Origin of the sequence: Bartonella heixiaziensis, assembly GCF_046245125.2 — a bacterium.
Lineage (GTDB): Bacteria > Pseudomonadota > Alphaproteobacteria > Rhizobiales > Rhizobiaceae > Bartonella > Bartonella heixiaziensis.
The window spans coordinates 134,195-151,871 of record NZ_CP176404.1; the positions used below are offsets into that span (position 1 = coordinate 134,195).

14 protein-coding genes are annotated in these 17,677 nt (G+C 39.3%); 5 read left to right on the forward strand and 9 right to left on the reverse strand.

The genetic code is table 11. From position 1 onward, the window contains the following. Positions 1-10 precede the first annotated feature (10 nt). Together ACKC4Y_RS00430 and secA are read right to left on the reverse strand one after the other, a co-directional pair. Positions 11-505, reverse strand: a complete 495-nt coding sequence (locus ACKC4Y_RS00430) for a Fur family transcriptional regulator (protein ID WP_409361485.1) — start codon at positions 503-505, stop codon at positions 11-13. Continuing rightward, positions 444-3,158, reverse strand: coding sequence for a preprotein translocase subunit SecA (gene secA / locus ACKC4Y_RS00435; RefSeq protein WP_409361486.1), 2,715 nt, complete (start codon positions 3,156-3,158; stop codon positions 444-446). The genes ACKC4Y_RS00430 and secA overlap by 62 nt, the downstream gene beginning before the upstream one ends. Positions 3,159-3,587: 429 nt before the next feature. On the opposite strand from secA, the gene ACKC4Y_RS00440 reads away from it, so the two are divergent. The 3 genes from ACKC4Y_RS00440 to mutT all read left to right on the forward strand — a co-directional run bounded on the left by ACKC4Y_RS00440 (position 3,588) and on the right by mutT (position 6,461). Continuing rightward, positions 3,588-4,547 (forward strand): peptidylprolyl isomerase, encoded by a 960-nt coding sequence (locus tag ACKC4Y_RS00440; RefSeq protein WP_409361487.1) that lies wholly within the window; start codon positions 3,588-3,590, stop codon positions 4,545-4,547. Between the two features lie 127 nt (positions 4,548-4,674). Continuing rightward, positions 4,675-5,913 carry a bifunctional glutamate N-acetyltransferase/amino-acid acetyltransferase ArgJ gene (argJ, locus tag ACKC4Y_RS00445; protein WP_409361488.1) on the forward strand — a complete coding sequence of 413 codons (1,239 nt, stop codon included), beginning with the start codon at positions 4,675-4,677 and terminating at the stop codon, positions 5,911-5,913. 134 nt (positions 5,914-6,047) lie between these two features. After that, a complete protein-coding gene (mutT, locus tag ACKC4Y_RS00450; RefSeq protein ID WP_409361489.1) occupies positions 6,048-6,461 on the forward strand; it encodes an 8-oxo-dGTP diphosphatase MutT in 414 nt (137 codons plus the stop codon). Positions 6,462-6,954: 493 nt separating this feature from the next. On the opposite strand, the gene ACKC4Y_RS00455 is transcribed toward mutT, so the two are convergent. The 4 genes from ACKC4Y_RS00455 to ACKC4Y_RS00470 form a co-directional block, all read right to left on the reverse strand. Next, positions 6,955-7,821 (reverse strand): C40 family peptidase, encoded by an 867-nt coding sequence (locus ACKC4Y_RS00455; protein ID WP_409361490.1) that lies wholly within the window; start codon positions 7,819-7,821, stop codon positions 6,955-6,957. 166 nt (positions 7,822-7,987) lie between these two features. Continuing rightward, positions 7,988-9,355, reverse strand: a complete 1,368-nt coding sequence (locus ACKC4Y_RS00460) for a leucyl aminopeptidase family protein (protein WP_409361491.1) — start codon at positions 9,353-9,355, stop codon at positions 7,988-7,990. A gap of 13 nt (positions 9,356-9,368) precedes the next feature. Next, entirely contained in the window at positions 9,369-10,367 is a 999-nt protein-coding gene (coaA, locus tag ACKC4Y_RS00465; protein WP_409361492.1) for a type I pantothenate kinase, read from the reverse strand. Positions 10,368-10,488: 121 nt separating this feature from the next. Further along, the gene (locus ACKC4Y_RS00470; protein ID WP_409361493.1) at positions 10,489-11,478 is read right to left on the reverse strand and encodes an asparaginase; all 990 of its coding nucleotides are present in this window, start codon (positions 11,476-11,478) and stop codon (positions 10,489-10,491) included. Positions 11,479-11,701: 223 nt separating this feature from the next. On the opposite strand from ACKC4Y_RS00470, the gene hslV reads away from it, so the two are divergent. Both hslV and hslU read left to right on the forward strand, forming a co-directional pair. Further along, on the forward strand, positions 11,702-12,283 hold the full coding sequence (gene hslV, locus ACKC4Y_RS00475; protein ID WP_409361494.1) for an ATP-dependent protease subunit HslV: 582 nt from the start codon (positions 11,702-11,704) through the stop codon (positions 12,281-12,283). Continuing rightward, entirely contained in the window at positions 12,284-13,594 is a 1,311-nt protein-coding gene (gene hslU, locus ACKC4Y_RS00480) for an ATP-dependent protease ATPase subunit HslU (protein ID WP_409361495.1), read from the forward strand. An 18-nt stretch (positions 13,595-13,612) separates the two neighbouring features. On the opposite strand, the gene ACKC4Y_RS00485 is transcribed toward hslU, so the two are convergent. From ACKC4Y_RS00485 to rpsO, 3 genes are all read right to left on the reverse strand, one after another. Beyond that, positions 13,613-14,611, reverse strand: a complete 999-nt coding sequence (locus tag ACKC4Y_RS00485) for a class I SAM-dependent methyltransferase (protein WP_409361496.1) — start codon at positions 14,609-14,611, stop codon at positions 13,613-13,615. 72 nt (positions 14,612-14,683) lie between these two features. Beyond that, positions 14,684-16,885 carry a polyribonucleotide nucleotidyltransferase gene (gene pnp / locus ACKC4Y_RS00490; RefSeq protein WP_409361497.1) on the reverse strand — a complete coding sequence of 734 codons (2,202 nt, stop codon included), beginning with the start codon at positions 16,883-16,885 and terminating at the stop codon, positions 14,684-14,686. A gap of 262 nt (positions 16,886-17,147) precedes the next feature. After that, positions 17,148-17,417 carry a 30S ribosomal protein S15 gene (gene rpsO, locus ACKC4Y_RS00495; protein ID WP_004864305.1) on the reverse strand — a complete coding sequence of 90 codons (270 nt, stop codon included), beginning with the start codon at positions 17,415-17,417 and terminating at the stop codon, positions 17,148-17,150. Positions 17,418-17,677 lie beyond the last annotated feature (260 nt).

Sequence of the window (17,677 nt, forward strand, 5' to 3'; positions counted from 1 at the left end):
ATCATTAATTTCAAGAATCGCGTTTTTTTCCATAAAGTTCAAGACGATGGTGAATGATATCATAACCAAGAGATTTAGCAATTTCCTCTTGCATTTTTTCAATAATATCTGATTGAAACTCAATGACTTTTCCTGTATCTACATCAATGAGATGGTCATGGTGTTGCCTATCTGCCTGTTCAAAACGAGATGGTCCACCACTAAAAGTATGGCGATGAATTGTTCCATTTCCTTCTAATGTTTTCATGGTTCTGTAAACAGTTGATAGCGAAATACTCGAATCTATTTTATGTGCGCGCTGAAAAATTTCAAACGCGTTTGGGTGATCATTGGTATCCGTCAAAATATCGAGAATAATACGCCTTTGACGTGTTACTCTTAAACCCGCAGTGCGTAATTCTTGTTCATAATTTCGTTCTTTATTCATTTGAACTCTTTGCTTTTTAGACAAAGGCCCCATGACAGTGTTTGTATTTTTTTTCTGAACCGCAAGGGCAACGCTCATTACGTCCAACTTTTCCCCATGTGGTTACATCATTTGGATCACGATCTTTTGGGTTAATAAACTTATTTTCTTGTGTTCGTGCCCATAAGTTGGGAGCATTTTCTTCTCCTTGATCATTAAAGCTAGAGTCATCAGCATCGGGCACAGACGTCAGTGATTCTGTAGGTTGTTGAATGATCTCGAAACGCATAAGCTTAGAAGTAACATTTCTGCGTAGATTTCTAAGCATGGACTGAAAGAGTTCAAATGATTCTGTCTTATATTCATTGAGTGGATCTCGTTGCGCATAACCACGAAAACCAACAACAGAACGTAAATGATCTAAGCTTACCAAATGTTCACGCCATAAAGTGTCAATGGTTTCAAGTAATATGGCTTTGTGAAAATAAGCCATAATTTCTGGAGAATAGCGTTCAGTACGTTCGTTTTCAAGTTTGGTAACAGCATCTGATACGCGTTCTAAGATTTGTTCTTCAGCAATTCCATCTTCTTTTGCCCATTCTTCTATCGGAAGTTCGAGATTGAAGAGTTGTTGAAGTTCCTCTTGGAGAGCTTTCACATTCCATTTTTCAGAATATGTTCCAGCTGGAATATAGGTTTCCACAAGATCTTCAACCACTTCGTTACGCATTTCAAGGATCATTTCAGTGAGATCATCTGCGTTCATGACCTCCATACGCTGCTCAAAAATAACTTTACGTTGATCATTCATTACATCATCGTATTTTAATAAATTTTTACGAATTTCGAAATTTCGTCCTTCAACTTTCTTTTGCGCTTTTTCGAGGGCTTTATTAATCCATGGATGGATAATAGCTTCGTCCTCCTTCAATCCGAGCTTTTGCAGCATGCTATCCATACGGTTAGAGCCGAAGATACGCATGAGATCGTCTTGAAGAGAGAGAAAGAATTTTGAGCGACCAGGATCACCTTGGCGGCCAGAACGGCCTCGGAGCTGGTTATCAATACGACGGCTTTCATGGCGTTCCGTCGCAATGACGTAAAGACCACCAGCCGCTAATGCTTTTTCTTTGAGTTTTTTGACATCTTTTTTAATTTCTTCAATTTTAGCAGTTCGCTCTAGACCTTCAGGTATATCCTGTAATTCTTGTCTAATACGCATTTCGACATTACCACCAAGCTGTATATCAGTACCGCGACCAGCCATGTTTGTTGCGATGGTTAATGCCCCAGGAACCCCTGCTTGCGCAATAATATATGCTTCTTGTTCATGATAGCGAGCATTGAGAACTCTAAAATCAGTAATACCTTCTTTTCGTAAACGTTCTGCCAATTGTTCTGATTTTTCAATAGAAGTTGTTCCTACAAGAATAGGTTGTCCTTTTTCGTGCGCTTGACGAATATCACGTACGATAGCACGATATTTTTCTTCTGCTGTTCGATAGATTTCATCATCTTCATCACGGCGCTGTACTGGTAAATTTGTTGGGACTTCGAAAACATCAAGACCATAAATATTACTGAATTCTTCTGCTTCTGTTGTAGCAGTACCAGTCATACCAGACAATTTTCTATACATACGGAAATAATTTTGAAAAGTGATAGAAGCTAACGTCTGATTTTCTGGTTGAATAGCGACATGTTCTTTGGCTTCTAACGCTTGATGAAGTCCTTCAGAATAACGCCGTCCTGGCATCATACGACCTGTAAATTCATCAATGATAACAATTTCACCATTGCGAACAATGTAATCCTTGTCACGAACAAACAGCTTACGGGCTTTTAGGGCGTTATTGATATGATGGACAATAGCAACATTTTCTATATCATAAAGACTTTCACCTTTAAGATGTCCTGCCTGTTCAAGCATTTTCTCAATTTTTTCAGTACCGACTTCAGTAAAGGTTGTTGTTTTTTGTTTTTCATCTATTTCATAATCTTCTGGAGTTAAGGCAGGAATAAATGTATCAATAAGGTTGTAGAAGTCGGTACGATCTTCTAGAGGACCAGAGATAATAAGGGGAGTACGTGCTTCATCAATGAGAATCGAATCCACTTCGTCGACAATTGCGTAATGATGCCCACGCTGGACCATTTGACTACGATCAAAAGCCATATTATCGCGCAAATAATCAAAACCCAATTCATTGTTTGTTGCATAAGTGATATCACATGCATAGGCTGCTCGGCGAGCATCATTATCAAGATCATGCAGAATCACGCCTGTTGTCAGTCCTAGAAAACCGAAGATTTTCCCCATTGTTTCGGCATCACGGCTAGCAAGATAATCGTTTACTGTAACGACATGAACGCCTTTTCCTTCCAATGCATTGAGATAAATTGGCAGAGTTGCCATTAATGTTTTACCTTCACCGGTGCGCATTTCCGCAATGCCACAATCATGAAGCACCATTCCGCCAATAAGCTGTACATCAAAAGGACGCATATCATAAACACGTTTTGCTGCTTCACGGACAGTTGCAAAAGCTTCCGGTAGAAGAAAATCAATGGTTTCACCTTCCGTCAGACGTTTACGAAACTCATCGGTTTTTTGACAGAGTTGCGTATCGCTTAATTTTTGGAACTGTTCTTCCAAAGCATTAATTTTTATGACTTTTTGGCGAAGAGCCTTGAGGCGTCGTTCATGAGCTGAACCAAAAAATTTACGTGCAAAAACACCTAAACCGACCATCACTGGCCCTTTCTTTTATTTGTTGTCATTCTTTTCGGGTACTTCATATGCTATCCCCATATTCCACATCCCCTAAAGTATTGAATAACCAAACGCAGATGGTATCATTATACTTATTGGTGCGCAATTTTTCACTTCAATTGTAAAGTAGAGATAAGGTGATAAGCGCATCATGTCAACTTTAGTAATGCTGTTTAGTTGGCATATTACAGAGTAATTTAAGGTGTAATATGACATTTTTCTCTCTTAACATTTTTTTTCAGCATCATTCAGCATCATGAAGTGGGGTAGGGCAAACTAAGATGAAAGGAAAAGATTGTATTTTTTTAAACAAAATTATCAGTTTATTTATCTATGTTTAGAGTTTAAAATGTTATGATAAGGAAAATTGCGATCTTGGGCATGTCTTCACTTTTAAGGAGTATATTTATGAAATTTAGCTTTATCACACTGTTTTTGACATCAACTTTATTGGCGAGCACGAGTTTGGGGGCTATGGCCCAAGAACAAGAAAGCGGGAAGTTAGCTCCGAATGATTTAAAGACTTTGGAAAAAACTTCTGAAAAAACAGTTGCTCCCTCTCATGTTATGGCAGTTATTGATGGGAAGAATGTTACAGCAGGGCAATTGGATGAGTTAGCGCTCGACATAAATCCTAATTTAGCGCGTTTTCCTGATGAACAACGCCGTATAACCGTCTTAAAAGCTTACTTGGATATGCAAGTACTTGCTAAAGCAGCAATAAGCAAGGGTCTTGATAAGAGTGAAGCTTACAATAAACGTATGGCAGTTATGCGTGATAATGTTCTTCAGCAGCTTTATTTTAAACAGATGGTTGTTGATCAGATTTCGGATACTGATTTGGAAACACTTTACAATAAGGAAGTTGCTGCTTTACCCAAAGAGGATGAGGTTAAAGCACGTCATATTTTGGTCAAAACGAAAAAAGAAGCAGAAGCTGTCATTAAGCGTTTAAATAAGGGGGAAAGTTTTGAAGAGGTTGCAAAAAAGAATTCAACAGATGGTTCAGCTGCTGTAGGAGGCGATCTTGGTTATTTCAGTCATGGTCAAATGGTTAAGCCTTTCGAAGATGCTGCGTTTGGTTTGAAAGTTGGAGAATATACAAAAAAGCCCATTGAAAGTCCGTTTGGTTGGCATGTTATTAAGGTAGAAGATCGTCGTTTGAAACAACCTCCTGTATTTGATGATGTTAAAGAGATGTTGCGTACACAGTTGATAAAAGAGCGCTATCAAAAATTGATTGCTGATTTGCGCAGTAAGGTAGATGTGAAATATCTCGATCCTAATGTAAAAAAGCTCATGCAATCGCTTAATCAAAATGAAGCGCCGCTTCCGGATGAGACATCTGATGAAGAAGAAACGGAATAGTATTTTTAAAAGCTGGGCGATTTGATAGATTGGTTTTGTTCAAAAAGCCTAGCATTTTTGTGAGGGGTCGTTCATCTGCAATTATTTCATTACATGAAATTTCCTCTGTTTTTATGGAAAGTATACTGTGGTTTTAAAAATATCTCCTTTATCTCCCCACAACATGCAAGAGCTTCCTCTCTTATCTGGTGTGCGGATAGCAACAGCTGAAGCTGGGATTAAGTATAAAGGACGTACGGATCTTCTTTTTATCGTATTCGATGAGCCAGCGAGTGTGGCGGGTGTTTTTACGCGCTCAAAATGCCCATCTGCTCCTGTGGAGCATTGTCGCGCGTCACTTCCCCATGGAGTTGCACGGGGTGTTGTTGTTAATTCTGGGAATGCGAATGCTTTTACGGGGCGTAAAGGAAAGCAAACAACCGATGCGATAGCGCGTGCTGCGGCGGGCGCTTTAAAGGTTGAAGAGAATGAGATTTTTATAGCTTCTACCGGTGTTATTGGTGAGCCGATGGATGCTTCTTGCGTTGTGAATCTTTTACCAACTATGGCGGTGACAGCAGAAGAAGGAAACTGGTTGGAAGCGGCAAAAGCCATTATGACAACTGATACATTTCCAAAACTTTCTACACGCAGATTTGACTGTGGAGGGGAGACTGTCACCATTAACGGGATTGCAAAAGGTGCTGGTATGATTGCACCAGATATGGCGACGATGCTCTCCTTTGTAGTGAGTGATGCAGATATTTCTTCGGATATACTTCAATCCATGTTATCAGAAGCAGTCCAAGGGTCTTTCAATTCGATTACTGTTGATAGTGATACTTCAACATCAGATACATTGATGATGTTTGCCACAGGCAAAGCAAAGAGAGATTTGCCACCTCTCACGAGTAAATCCGATCCGCGTTATGAGGTGTTCTCAAAGCAATTGAGTGCGCTTTTGCATGAGCTTGCGTTACAAGTTGTTTGTGATGGTGAAGGTGCTCGTCATTTAATTGAAGTTAATGTGACTGGTGCTACAACAGAGAGTTCGGCTAAAACTATTGCTCTCTCAATTGCAAATTCACCGCTTGTAAAAACAGCCATTGCTGGTGAAGATGCTAATTGGGGACGGGTGGTTATGGCTGTTGGTAAAGCAGGTGTTGAAGTCGACCGTGATCTGTTGACGATTTGGTTTGGTGAACATCGTTTGGCGGTCAATGGCGAACGCGATCCTGAGTATCGTGAGGAGACAATAGGGGTTTATATGCAAGGTAAACATATCACAATTCACGTTGATATCGGGTTAGGCATTGGCAATGCAACAGTTTGGTCTTGCGATTTGACGAAGGAGTACATTATGATCAACGGCGATTACAGAAGTTAATTGATGTACCATAGATTTGACATCGCATATTTGTATACTTTGGGGAGAGGACTAGGTATTTGAACTCTTTTATCTTAGAGATGGGGCCATGATAGAAGAGGGAGTTATCTTTATTATCTCGGGTGGAGAGCAATATGCGTATAAAAAGTTCACTTCTTCTTGTTGTTGCATGTGCATTGTTAGATCAAGATAATCGTGTTTTGGTTACACAGCGTCCTCAGGGAAAATCACTGGCTGGTTTATGGGAGTTTCCTGGTGGAAAGGTTGAACAAGGTGAAACTCCAGAAGCGTCATTGATTCGTGAATTAGAGGAAGAGCTTGGTATTCATGTTCAACAAAACGATTTATTACCCTTAACATTTGCAAGCCATAGTTACGAAACATTTCATCTCTTAATGCCATTGTATCTCTGTTACCATTATAAGGGTATTGCGCAAGGACGAGAAGGGCAAAATTTAAAATGGATTTTTATTGGTGATCTTGATAAATATCCTATGCCTGATGCTGATAAGCCATTGGTTCAGGTATTAAAAAAACACCTTCTTTAATAATATTTGTGAGGAGGAAATACTGCTTACAAATAAGAGGTTTCTGTTTCATAAGACATTAATGATAGATCAGATCTAAGAAGATTCTTTCGCAGAGAAGTCTTGCTATTTTTCTTTTTTATGTGATCAACTACTTAATTATTGTTATGACACACCTTTATGATAACGCATTGATTTATGATATATATCAACGTGTTGCGTTTAGCACGGAGTGTTTTAATAAAAGCTATTCAGTAAACAAGTTACGATTTTTCTAATATTTTCAAAACGTGTGAATGTTGACAAAGGTTTTTAATGAATGTTGAATGTGAGGTTTAAAAAAAGACCAAGTAATTAAGCCTATTCAACATAAATAATCTTGTGATAGTACTTCTCTTTCATATGAGATCAGAAATTAGTCACGACTTACCCCGTTATAAAAATTCAAAGCGAACTCATAGAAAAATGTAATACCGGAGTTACTTGTCTCTCAGGCTTATATCAAAAGCACGTACTATATTCCCAGTGTTGGACGGCGTTTTTCTATAGGATATCGTTGATATTTTTGAGCAATACGTGTAACTGCTTTTTCCAGTGGTTCGACCATAACATCCATAGAGAAACCATTTGCATGAATGATATTTTCATGATCAACCATAATAGCTGCATGACCTTTCCAGAAAATCAAATCACCTCGTTGAAGTTCATCATTGTCTGAGAGTTTATTTCCTATAGTTTTTTGTTGCATGTCAGTATCACGTAAAACCACATGACCAGCCATTATCATAGAAAGCTGGATCAGTCCTGAGCAATCAATTCCAAAACCACTGGTTCCACCCCAAAGGTAAGGTGTATGGATCAACATTTCAGCAACCGTAACATAATCTTTACACACTTGGCCAATCGGACTGAGATGATTGCTAATGATTGCTCTCCCGCTTTCAAGTATAGAATACTTGGTTTCACGGACTTCAATTTCATCAACAACGCTTACCTTACTTCCTATGGATAAAGCATATTCTACTGGTCCACGCAAGTCAGCTTGGAAATATTGAAAAGTACGTGGGGCTGAAACAACATGTGTTTGTTTTACGGTTGATGTACAAAGCGCTTTTGTATCAATATAGCCAACATAACCATCTTTGAGAGATTGTCCCCACGACATAATTTCCCCGTGTTCAAAGATGCGAAGTTCTTCTCCCAATAAGCACTCTGTCTGCATTTCACTTTTTTTATTATTTTCTTTAAACAGTCCAGCAACCGGTACATTAACGCGTCTTATTTCACCCTGCACAAAACGCTGAGCTGTAACTTCTTTTTCAAGACGTTTGTCTGCTAGATCATCTCTGAATGCATTTAATCTGGGATCTTTAGAGAACATTTTTTTTACCTTTTATTTTTTGCTTTTTACCTTTAAATGGGCTCACAATAATCGGCATTGGTAGGATTTTTATCCTCAAATAAATTACAGAACATAATTAAAGGTGGAGAACAATCGGCTTCAGATTTCCACAATTATCTATTTATATGTTTATTTTATGTCAAAATTAATTTTTAAAGAGATTATAAAGAGCACGAATAGCTTGTGCAGAACCACCAATAGGGTAGCCTGGTTTTTCCTTTGGAATCCACCCATAAAGGTCAAAATGGGCAAAATGTTCGGCTTTTTCAACAAAAGAGTTCAGAAATAAAGCAGCGATTATAGAACCAGCAAAGCTATTTCCAGCTATATTATTAAGATCAGCGATTGGCGATGATAACATTTCCTGATAGGGTTTCCAAAGTGGCATTTGCCAAAGAGGATCGGAAACAGAACAAGCAGCTTGAGAAATTTGTTGCGCCCAGATTGAATCATTACAATAAAATGCGGGAAGATCTGGTCCTAATGCTATACGTGCTGCTCCTGTTAAAGTCGCCATACAAAGCATGAATTGTGGACTTTCTTCATCACCATAGGCAAGTGCATCAGCAAGGATAAGTCGACCTTCAGCATCTGTATTACCAATTTCAACACTTAATCCTTTACGACTTTGGAGAATATCACCTGGTCGGTAAGCATTAGCAGAAATTGCATTTTCAACGGCTGGAATCAAAACACGCAGACGAAAGGGTAATTTGGCATCCATGATAAGTTTAGCCAATCCCAAAACGTGAGCTCCACCCCCCATGTCTTTTTTCATAAGTGACATATTATTGGCTGATTTAATATCGAGGCCCCCAGTATCAAAGCTTACACCTTTACCAACTAACGTTATTTTAGGATGGTTTTCTTGGCCCCAGTGCAGCTCAATGAGTCGTGGTGCAGTGCTGCTGGCTCGTCCTACAGCATGGATCATCGGAAAATTATGTGTTAAGAGCTCATCTCCACAAATGCTTTGGACATGAGCACCATAGGTTTTCCCCAGTTGGCGTGTTTCTTTCTCGAGGGTGTCAGGATTCATATCATTGGTAGGAGTATTGATGAGATCACGGACAAAAAAGACAGTTTTATAAAGACGCTGAAGTTCATAGAGATCAACCGTTTCGTTGACATGAAACAAGAGTGATTTGAGGGAAGGGTTTTGACGATAGCGGTTGAACTGATAGCTTCCGAATGCCAATCCAAGATAGGTATTGATTTCGTGAGAGGCTGCTCCTTCTAAATGCCAGTGTCCAGAAGGAAGATTTTTAGCGAGAAGTCCTGTAATAAAAGGCTCTTCACCATTGCCAAGACCAAAGAGCACCTTTTTTAAATGCCCTGTTTCATGAGGAATGAAGAGTATTTGTCCCGCTTTGCCAGTGAAATCATTTATTTTCATCCATGCTGTTGTTGAAGCATCAAGCGATAAATCAACAAGGTTTTTAGGACTTACCAAAAAGATGGGACAACTTTTATCGACACGTGTTGAGGTGAAATGAATGGGATGTAGATGCATATTTAAAGAATCCTTATAATCGTCGAAGTGCGACATATTCAACCAAATGGTTTTTTCCTTTTCGTAAAATGAGATTAGACCGTGGTCGTGTTGGTAGTATATTTTCTTGTAAATTTTTTAAATTAATCGTTTGCCAAATATTTTCAGCGATTTCTAAAGCTTCTTCTTCATTCAATAATGCATAGCGATGAAAATAGGATTCAGGGTTTTTAAAAGCTGTTTTACGTAAACGTTTAAAACGTTCTAAATACCAGCAGCGAATCACTTCTGTTTCAGCATCTACATAGATTGAAAAATCAAAAAAGTCTGAAACGAAAGGAATGATTTTCCCATCCTTAGGAAGATCACTAACCTGCAGCACATTAATCCCCTCAATAATTAAGATATCAGGGCGGTTAATGGTAACAGTTTGATTTTCCAGAACGTCATAGGTCATATGAGAATAAAGCGGAGCGCTGACATTCTCAACACCAGCTTTTATAGCAGAAAGAAAATCTAGCAATTTTTTAATATCGTAGGAGTCAGGAAATCCTTTACGATTCATGCGATTTTTTTGCTGTAAGACAGCATTAGGATAGAGAAAACCATCAGTTGTAATCAGATCAACTTTAAAACTAGATGTCCAACGTTTCAAAAGCTCTTGAAGAATACGAGCAGTCGTTGATTTTCCTACAGCAACAGAGCCAGCAATGCCAATGATAAAGGGAGTTTTTGGAGTCTCTTTTCGATGTAAAAATTGCTGCCGTTTTTGAAAAAGTTCCTGTACTGCTTCAACATGGCATGACAACAGACGCGACAAGGAAAGATAAATGCGCTGCACTTCTTCAAGATCAATTGGATCACCAATTGAGCGTAAACGCTTGATTTCATCAAAGCTCAAAGTGAGAGGTGTATCCGCACGAAATTGAGACCATTCCTGTGCAGTAAAGACACTATAGGGGGAATGCTGATCAGAAATAGGCTTGATCCGCGTATCTTTTTGATTAATTTTTGAGAGGATCATATCAATCATTTGTATTGGTCAAGATTTTTTTTGCAGCAGCAATGATGAGGGGCGGAAAGGCAGTTTGTTTTGCCTTCAAATGAATTTTATTTCGCATGTTCTCTTCTTTTAAAAAATAGGTAGTCTTTCATTAGCTTATAGTCCAGTTATTCCAGTGTGCATTAATTTGTGCCAATGTGTATCCTTGAGCTAAAAAAGCCCATAAGAGCAGACGTGCTTTTACTGCTGATAAATAACCAGACATGAGAACGCCAGAGGCGATCATATCGACTTCTGAACCTTTATAACCATAAGTTGTGCGGGTTGTTGAGCCAGTGCAAGTACGGCTAGCGATAATGATTGGCATCTTTTGCGTATATTGTCGCACAATATCTGCTTCTTCAAAACTGCAATGTCCTGATCCGAAACCGGCAATGACAACACCAGCATAATGCCCACTTTCAAAACAGAATTTCATTAACTGTGTATCAGAGGATAAAGAGGAGTATAGGAGTGCAACTTGGTGTTCGTAGTTTTTGGGAAGATCAAATGTTGTCGGGAAAAAGTTTCGATCATTAAAATAAATCAGTTTTCCTTCCAAAATAGTGCCTAAAATACCTACCAGACCTGACTGAAATGTCTCAATTTTGACAGTATGGTTTTTTTGGACCCAATAAGGAGAGTGAATGGTATCATTGATTACAACGAGAACGCCTCTGTTTCGGCTTTGGGGATGAACAGCAACCCGCGTTGCTGCCAAAATATTAGCAGGTCCATCCGCGCCAGCTTCACAAGGTATACGCATAGCACCGGTTATAATAAGCGGTTCTGCTTTATCCCAATAAAGAGAAAGAAAAAAAGCTGTTTCTTCCAGTGTATCAGTACCTTGCGTTAAAACAATACCTTCTGCGCCAGCTTTTATTTGTTGTGTTGCCCATTCTATGATTTCAAAAAGAATTTTAAAAGATAAAGATCCACTTGGTAGTTGTGTTAATGTTTGTGCATGAATATCAGCAATATTATTTAAATCAGGAACACTTTTGATGAGGTTATCTGAGGTTAATGTCGGTTGCATTTGGCCAAAACTATCCGCAGCCATTGCAATTGTTCCGCCTAATGTTCCTATGGCTATTTTTTTCATAATTTTTCCTCTAGAAGAAGGCGTAAACTGTTCACATAAAGTTATTTAGCAACAATTTGCACTGACAACAATGGTATCATTTTTTTATTTTAACAAATTGAGTTGTGCTAAATCATTGTGTTTTACTGTATACGTTCTTAAATAAGAACAATAATGATTGGATTTTACATTTGATGCAAAGAAATCAATATTAAAAAGGAAGGTCGATATTAGGGAGTTTTTTATGGCAGAGCATAAGCCAGACATAATGTATGGTACGACTATTATTACTGTACGAAAGGACGGAAAGGTAGTGATGGCTGGTGATGGTCAGGTTTCACTTGGGCAGACGATTATGAAAGGCAATGCACGCAAAGTGCGTCGCCTTGGAAAGAGCGGAAGAGTTATTGCTGGTTTTGCAGGTGCTACAGCAGATGCTTTCACGTTGCTGGAAAGATTGGAAACGAAGCTTGAGCAATATCCTGATCAGCTCATGCGTGCATGTGTAGAACTTGCAAAAGACTGGCGAACAGACCGCTATTTGCGTCGTCTCGAAGCAATGATGCTCGTGGCGGATAAGAAAATAACGTTGGCTTTAACAGGGCTTGGTGATGTCTTAGAACCAGAAGATGGGATTATGGCAATTGGTTCTGGAGGTAATTTTGCTCTTTCGGCTGCGCGGGCACTCATGGATATGGATTTGGATGCAGAAACCATCGCCCGTAAAGCTATGGATATTGCCGCTAAAATTTGTGTTTACACCAATGATCATTTTACAATTGAAACATTGGATGCAGAATTATCTTCTTTAGAGAAAGCTATTTGAATGTGTGTTGTATTTTCTCCTCGTGAAACTGTTTCTGAACTTGATCGTTTTATTATTGGCCAAAATGATGCCAAACGTTCTGTTGCTATTGCGCTGCGCAATCGGTGGCGTCGACAACAGCTTGATGGTCCTATGCGTGAAGAGGTTATGCCCAAAAATATTTTGATGATAGGACCAACAGGTGTTGGGAAAACGGGTATAGCGCGTCGATTAGCAAAACTTGCAGGAGCACCTTTCGTTAAAGTAGAAGCGACTAAATTTACTGAAGTTGGCTATGTGGGGCGTGATGTCGAACAAATTATTCGTGATCTTGTTGAGATTGCGATTTCTCTCGTGCGTGAAAAAAAACGAGATGAAGTAAAAGTAAAGGCACATATTAATGCTGAAGAACGGGTTTTAGATGCCCTTGTTGGTAAGACAGCAAGTCCCGCTACCCGTGATAGCTTTCGCAAAAAATTGCGCGAAGGTGAATTGGATGATAAAGAAATTGAAATTGAAGTAGCTGATAATAATAGCAACAGTGCTTCAACTTTTGATATTCCTGGTATGCCTGGTGCGCAAATGGGGATCATGAATTTGTCAGATATTTTTGGCAAAATGGGAAACCGTACAAAGATTCGCAAAACAACCGTAAAGGATGCTTTTAAACCACTCATTGATGATGAATCTGAGAAACTTCTTGATCAGGATCAAATTATTCAAGAAGCGCTTCGTGTTGCTGAAAATGATGGGATTGTTTTTATCGATGAGATTGATAAAATTGCAACTAGGGATGGTGGAGCAGGCGCTGCCGTTTCGCGTGAGGGCGTTCAACGGGATCTTTTGCCTTTGGTTGAAGGAACAACGGTTAGTACAAAATATGGACAAATTAAGACAGATCACATCCTTTTTATCGCTTCAGGTGCGTTTCATGTCTCCAAGCCATCTGATTTATTGCCAGAGCTTCAAGGTCGCTTGCCTATTCGTGTCGAGCTAAATGCTTTAACAAGAGAAGATTTGAGACGTATTTTGACTGAGCCTGAAGCCAGTCTGATTAAACAATATATTGCTTTAATGGCAACGGAAGAGGTTCATTTAGAGATTACCGATGATGCAATCGATGCTTTAGCAGATATTGCTGTAGATTTAAATGCAAGGATTGAAAATATAGGGGCACGTCGTTTGCAAACAGTGATGGAGCGTGTCTTGGATGAAATTTCTTTTACTGCGCCTGATAAAGCTGGAACATCATTTAAAATTGATGCTGCTTATGTCAGACAATCTATAGGCGATCTTGCGGCTGATATTGATCTTTCGCGTTTCATTCTTTAGAGTGATTGCTTGTTTTTGTTAACGGCGTGCTTCGATAACTTTGAAGCCATCAGCTTTTTCATGTATCAATACTGTACGGAAAAGATTTTTTAACAATGTTTCATAAGGAAGGTGGCGGTTAGCAACAAGAAGCAGATTGCCACCTCGCTTTAGGTATTTTGCAGCATTTATAATGAAATTCTGTCCTAAAGAAACATCTGTCGTTTGTTGCGTGTGAAACGGTGGGTTTGAAATGATTGTATCATAGAGGCTTGTAATCGGTTCATGCACAAGATCATGCCAATAAAAATGAATCGGACAAGAAGTTGTTATGTGCTTGAGATGCTGTTTGGCTGCTCTCAAAGCGTTGTAGTCGGCTTCATAAAGGTCGAGAGCAGTGAGTTTTTCACTTCTTTCAAGTGCAATGTGAGAAAGGAAACCCCAGCCAGCACCAAAATCGGCAGTTTTTCCGGAAATAATTTTGGGCATGTGTAGAGAAAGCGCAGCAGAGCCTGGATCAATACGGCCGTGCGAGAACATGCCAGAAGTGGTTTGAAATTTATTTTCAAAAGTAAGCGGTGGTGAGCGCAAGCAGGCAATGTTTTTTCTGTCCATCTGTTGCGGGACTTGAAGCCAGAATACAAGACCATGGTTTTTGGATAATTTATCAGTGATAGGGAGAATAGTTTTGACCCATTTCATCATTGAAGCAGCACCGGTAGTTTTATTTCCACCAATAACAATCCATCCCCTAGGTTTAACACGTTCTAATAGGTCAAGAAAACAATTTTGGTTGAAACCACGATATTTACTTAAATGCAAAAGCGCACCATCATAGGTGATAGTTTGATCTATTTGAGGAGAACAGCGAAATTGAGCATTGGAAAATTTTAAAAAGTCTGGTCGCCAGGGCGTTATAACTTCTAAGTTTTGTGCCCATTTTAGAGCTGGAAGTTCAGTTAAACCAAAACTCAGCCAAGTTTGGCTTGAATCAGGATAGGGGAGTACACGGTTTTCAAAGGGCAGAAATAATAACACATGTGGCTCTTTCAAAGAAAAATGCCATTCCAATATTGGGATGGCATTTAATTTCATGACAAGAGGGGAAGATTACTCTTCCTTTTTTTTATGACGGCGCTTGTTTTCAGATTTATTTTTTTCATCCGAGCATTTTTCTTTTTCTGCTTTTATTGGGTCTTCACTGGTAATTTCTTTTCCGGTCTGTTGGTCAACAATTTTCATCGATAAGCGAACTTTACCACGTTCATCAAAGCCCATTAATTTAACCCAAACTTTATCGCCTTCTTTAACAACATCTGTGGTTTTTGTGACGCGTTCTGATGTGAGTTGAGAAATATGAACGAGTCCATCACGTGAGCCAAAAAAGTTTACAAATGCACCAAATTCCGCAGTTTTTACAACTGTTCCTTGATAGATAACACCAACTTCAGGCTCATCAACAATCGAATGGATCCAACGCTTTGCGGCTTCAATGGTTTTAGCATCGGCAGAAGCAATTTTAATTGTTCCATCATCTTCAATATTAATTTTTGCTCCAGTTTGTTCAACGATTTCTCGAATAACTTTACCACCAGAACCGATAACATCACGAATTTTATCAACAGAAATTTTCATAACTTCTATGCGTGGAGAAAATTCACTAAGTTCATCACGTGCACTGGTTAAAGCCTTAGCCATTTCATTAAGGATATGGATTCGACCGCCTTTGGCTTGTTCAAGTGCGATTTTCATAATCTCTTCGGTAATACCATCAATTTTGATATCCATTTGCAAAGCAGTAAGACCATTTTCTGTTCCCGCTACTTTAAAATCCATGTCTCCGAGGTGATCTTCATCTCCTAAAATATCAGACAGAATAGCAAAGCGCTCGCCTTCTTTAATCAATCCCATGGCAATACCTGCGACAGGGCGTGCCAAAGGAACGCCGGCATCCATGAGAGCAAGTGAGGTTCCGCAAACTGTTGCCATTGAAGAGGAGCCATTGGATTCTGTAATTTCTGAGACAGCACGAATGGTGTAAGGAAAAGATTCCTTAGTTGGTAACATGGGATGAATTGCGCGCCATGCTAGTTTACCATGCCCAATTTCGCGACGGCCAGGAGAACCAAGGCGCCCTGTTTCACCCACTGAAAATGGTGGAAAATTATAATGGAGGAGGAATGTTTCCTTATACATACCCGTTAAGGAGTCAACATATTGTTCATCTTCTCCAGTTCCGAGAGTCGCAACGACAATTGCTTGTGTTTCTCCACGGGTAAAGAGTGCTGATCCATGTGTTCTAGGCAAAATACCAACTTCTGATTGGATAGGGCGTACTGTTGAAAGGTCACGTCCATCAATACGCTTTTTCGTATCAAGAATATTCCAGCGAACAATTTTTGCTTGCAACTGTTTGAAAACGGTTGCAATTTGCTCTGCACTGAATTGACAGTCTTCTTCCGTTTCTGGCATAAATTTATTGAGCACTTCTGTTTTAAGTGCATCAATCGCAGCATACCGTTCCTGTTTGTCAGTAATTGTGTAAGCTTTTCGTATGTCTTGTTCAGCCATTTCTAACATAGCCTTTTCAAGATCAGAGAGATCTTCTGGAATGAAATCACGTGGATCCTTTGCAGCAACTTCGGCAAGCTTGATAATGGCATCAAGAACGGGTTGAAAGCCTTTGTGTCCGAACATAACTGCACCTAACATGATATCTTCAGGCAATTCTTGTGCTTCTGATTCAACCATCAATACAGCACTTTCTGTTCCGGCAACAACAAGATCAAGTTTTGATTCAGGCATTTCATCAATATGGGGATTGAGAACGTATTGTCCGTTACAGTAACCGACACGGGCACCAGCAATGGGGCCCATGAAAGGAACACCTGAGAGGGTTAATGCGGCAGAAGATGCAATCATCGCGAGGATATCGGGATTATTCTCGAGATCATGTTGTATAACAGAAACAATCACTTGCGTATCATTTTTATAACCGTTGGCAAAGAGCGGACGAATTGGACGATCGATCAAACGTGAAATCAAAGTTTCACTTTCGGTTGGCCTGCTTTCACGTTTTAAATAACCACCAGGTATTCTACCAACAGCATAGGATTTTTCTTGATAATTAACGGTAAGTGGAAAAAAATCTTGATCTGGTTTTGGAGTTTTTGCCGAAACAACGGTTGCTAAGACAATGGTTTCACCGTAGGTAGCAATCACTGCACCATCAGCTTGACGCGCTATTTTTCCTGTTTCAAGGGTGAGTTGCCGTCCAGCCCATTCAATTTCTATTTTGTGCGTTTTGAACATTTTTTATCCTTAATGACCAGTGTTCACATCTTTAAGTGTTCACATTCTGGTTTTGCGTAGCATATTTTAAAGCTATGGGCAGGACAACAAGACACTTCTGTTTTTTCGCGAAAAGAGAAGAATAAATCGCAATTTAAACGCGAAGCAACTAGCAATCCTGCCCCATGATGGTTACTCATCAGTTTTTAAAGTTTTTAACGAAAAGCAGCAAATTAGAAAAGTGGGTGGATTTTTTTAGAAAGACTCTCCACCCATTTTTCTTTTAGCGACGCAAACCCAACTTCCTGATAAGTGTTTGGTAACGATTTTGGTCAATTCCTTTAAGGTAATCAAGCAGGCGACGGCGCTGAGACACCATCTTCAAAAGACCACGACGAGAATGATTATCCTTTTTGTGAGATTTGAAATGGTTAGTCAAATTAGAAATACGTTCAGAAAGTACAGCAACCTGCACTTCCGGTGATCCTGTATCACCAACCTTATTTGCGTATTCCGCGACAAGAGCTTGTTTACGTTCAGCTGTAATCGACATCGTATTATCCTTTCAAAAAAACGAAGAAACAAAAGCCACCCATAGCCGAGATGTCGTTCAGCAAGGGTCTATGATAAAACAAGAAGAGTCAAAGACTCTCGCCTGCTCTAGCATTTATATAGGAAAGAAGGTTAAAATGCTAGTCCTCGAAAGCAACTTGAAGAGCTTCTTTATAAAGGGTTATGTTTTGAAAGATTGATTTTAAGGATGTTTTATGGGAATTTTTTAAAGAATTATGCATCCTTTTGACACAAAGATTG

What these genes read in the sequence shown, in the direction of transcription:
- ACKC4Y_RS00430 (WP_409361485.1), bottom strand. Translation starts at nt 505, where the DNA reads ATGAGCGTTGCCCTTGCGGTTCAGAAAAAAAATACAAACACTGTCATG.
- secA (WP_409361486.1), bottom strand. Translation starts at nt 3,158, where the DNA reads ATGGTCGGTTTAGGTGTTTTTGCACGTAAATTTTTTGGTTCAGCTCAT.
- ACKC4Y_RS00440 (WP_409361487.1), top strand. Translation starts at nt 3,588, where the DNA reads ATGAAATTTAGCTTTATCACACTGTTTTTGACATCAACTTTATTGGCG.
- mutT (WP_409361489.1), top strand. Translation starts at nt 6,048, where the DNA reads ATGCGTATAAAAAGTTCACTTCTTCTTGTTGTTGCATGTGCATTGTTA.
- ACKC4Y_RS00455 (WP_409361490.1), bottom strand. Translation starts at nt 7,821, where the DNA reads ATGTTCTCTAAAGATCCCAGATTAAATGCATTCAGAGATGATCTAGCA.
- ACKC4Y_RS00460 (WP_409361491.1), bottom strand. Translation starts at nt 9,355, where the DNA reads ATGCATCTACATCCCATTCATTTCACCTCAACACGTGTCGATAAAAGT.
- coaA (WP_409361492.1), bottom strand. Translation starts at nt 10,367, where the DNA reads ATGATTGATATGATCCTCTCAAAAATTAATCAAAAAGATACGCGGATC.
- ACKC4Y_RS00470 (WP_409361493.1), bottom strand. Translation starts at nt 11,478, where the DNA reads ATGAAAAAAATAGCCATAGGAACATTAGGCGGAACAATTGCAATGGCT.
- hslV (WP_409361494.1), top strand. Translation starts at nt 11,702, where the DNA reads ATGGCAGAGCATAAGCCAGACATAATGTATGGTACGACTATTATTACT.
- hslU (WP_409361495.1), top strand. Translation starts at nt 12,284, where the DNA reads ATGTGTGTTGTATTTTCTCCTCGTGAAACTGTTTCTGAACTTGATCGT.
- pnp (WP_409361497.1), bottom strand. Translation starts at nt 16,885, where the DNA reads ATGTTCAAAACGCACAAAATAGAAATTGAATGGGCTGGACGGCAACTC.
- rpsO (WP_004864305.1), bottom strand. Translation starts at nt 17,417, where the DNA reads ATGTCGATTACAGCTGAACGTAAACAAGCTCTTGTCGCGGAATACGCA.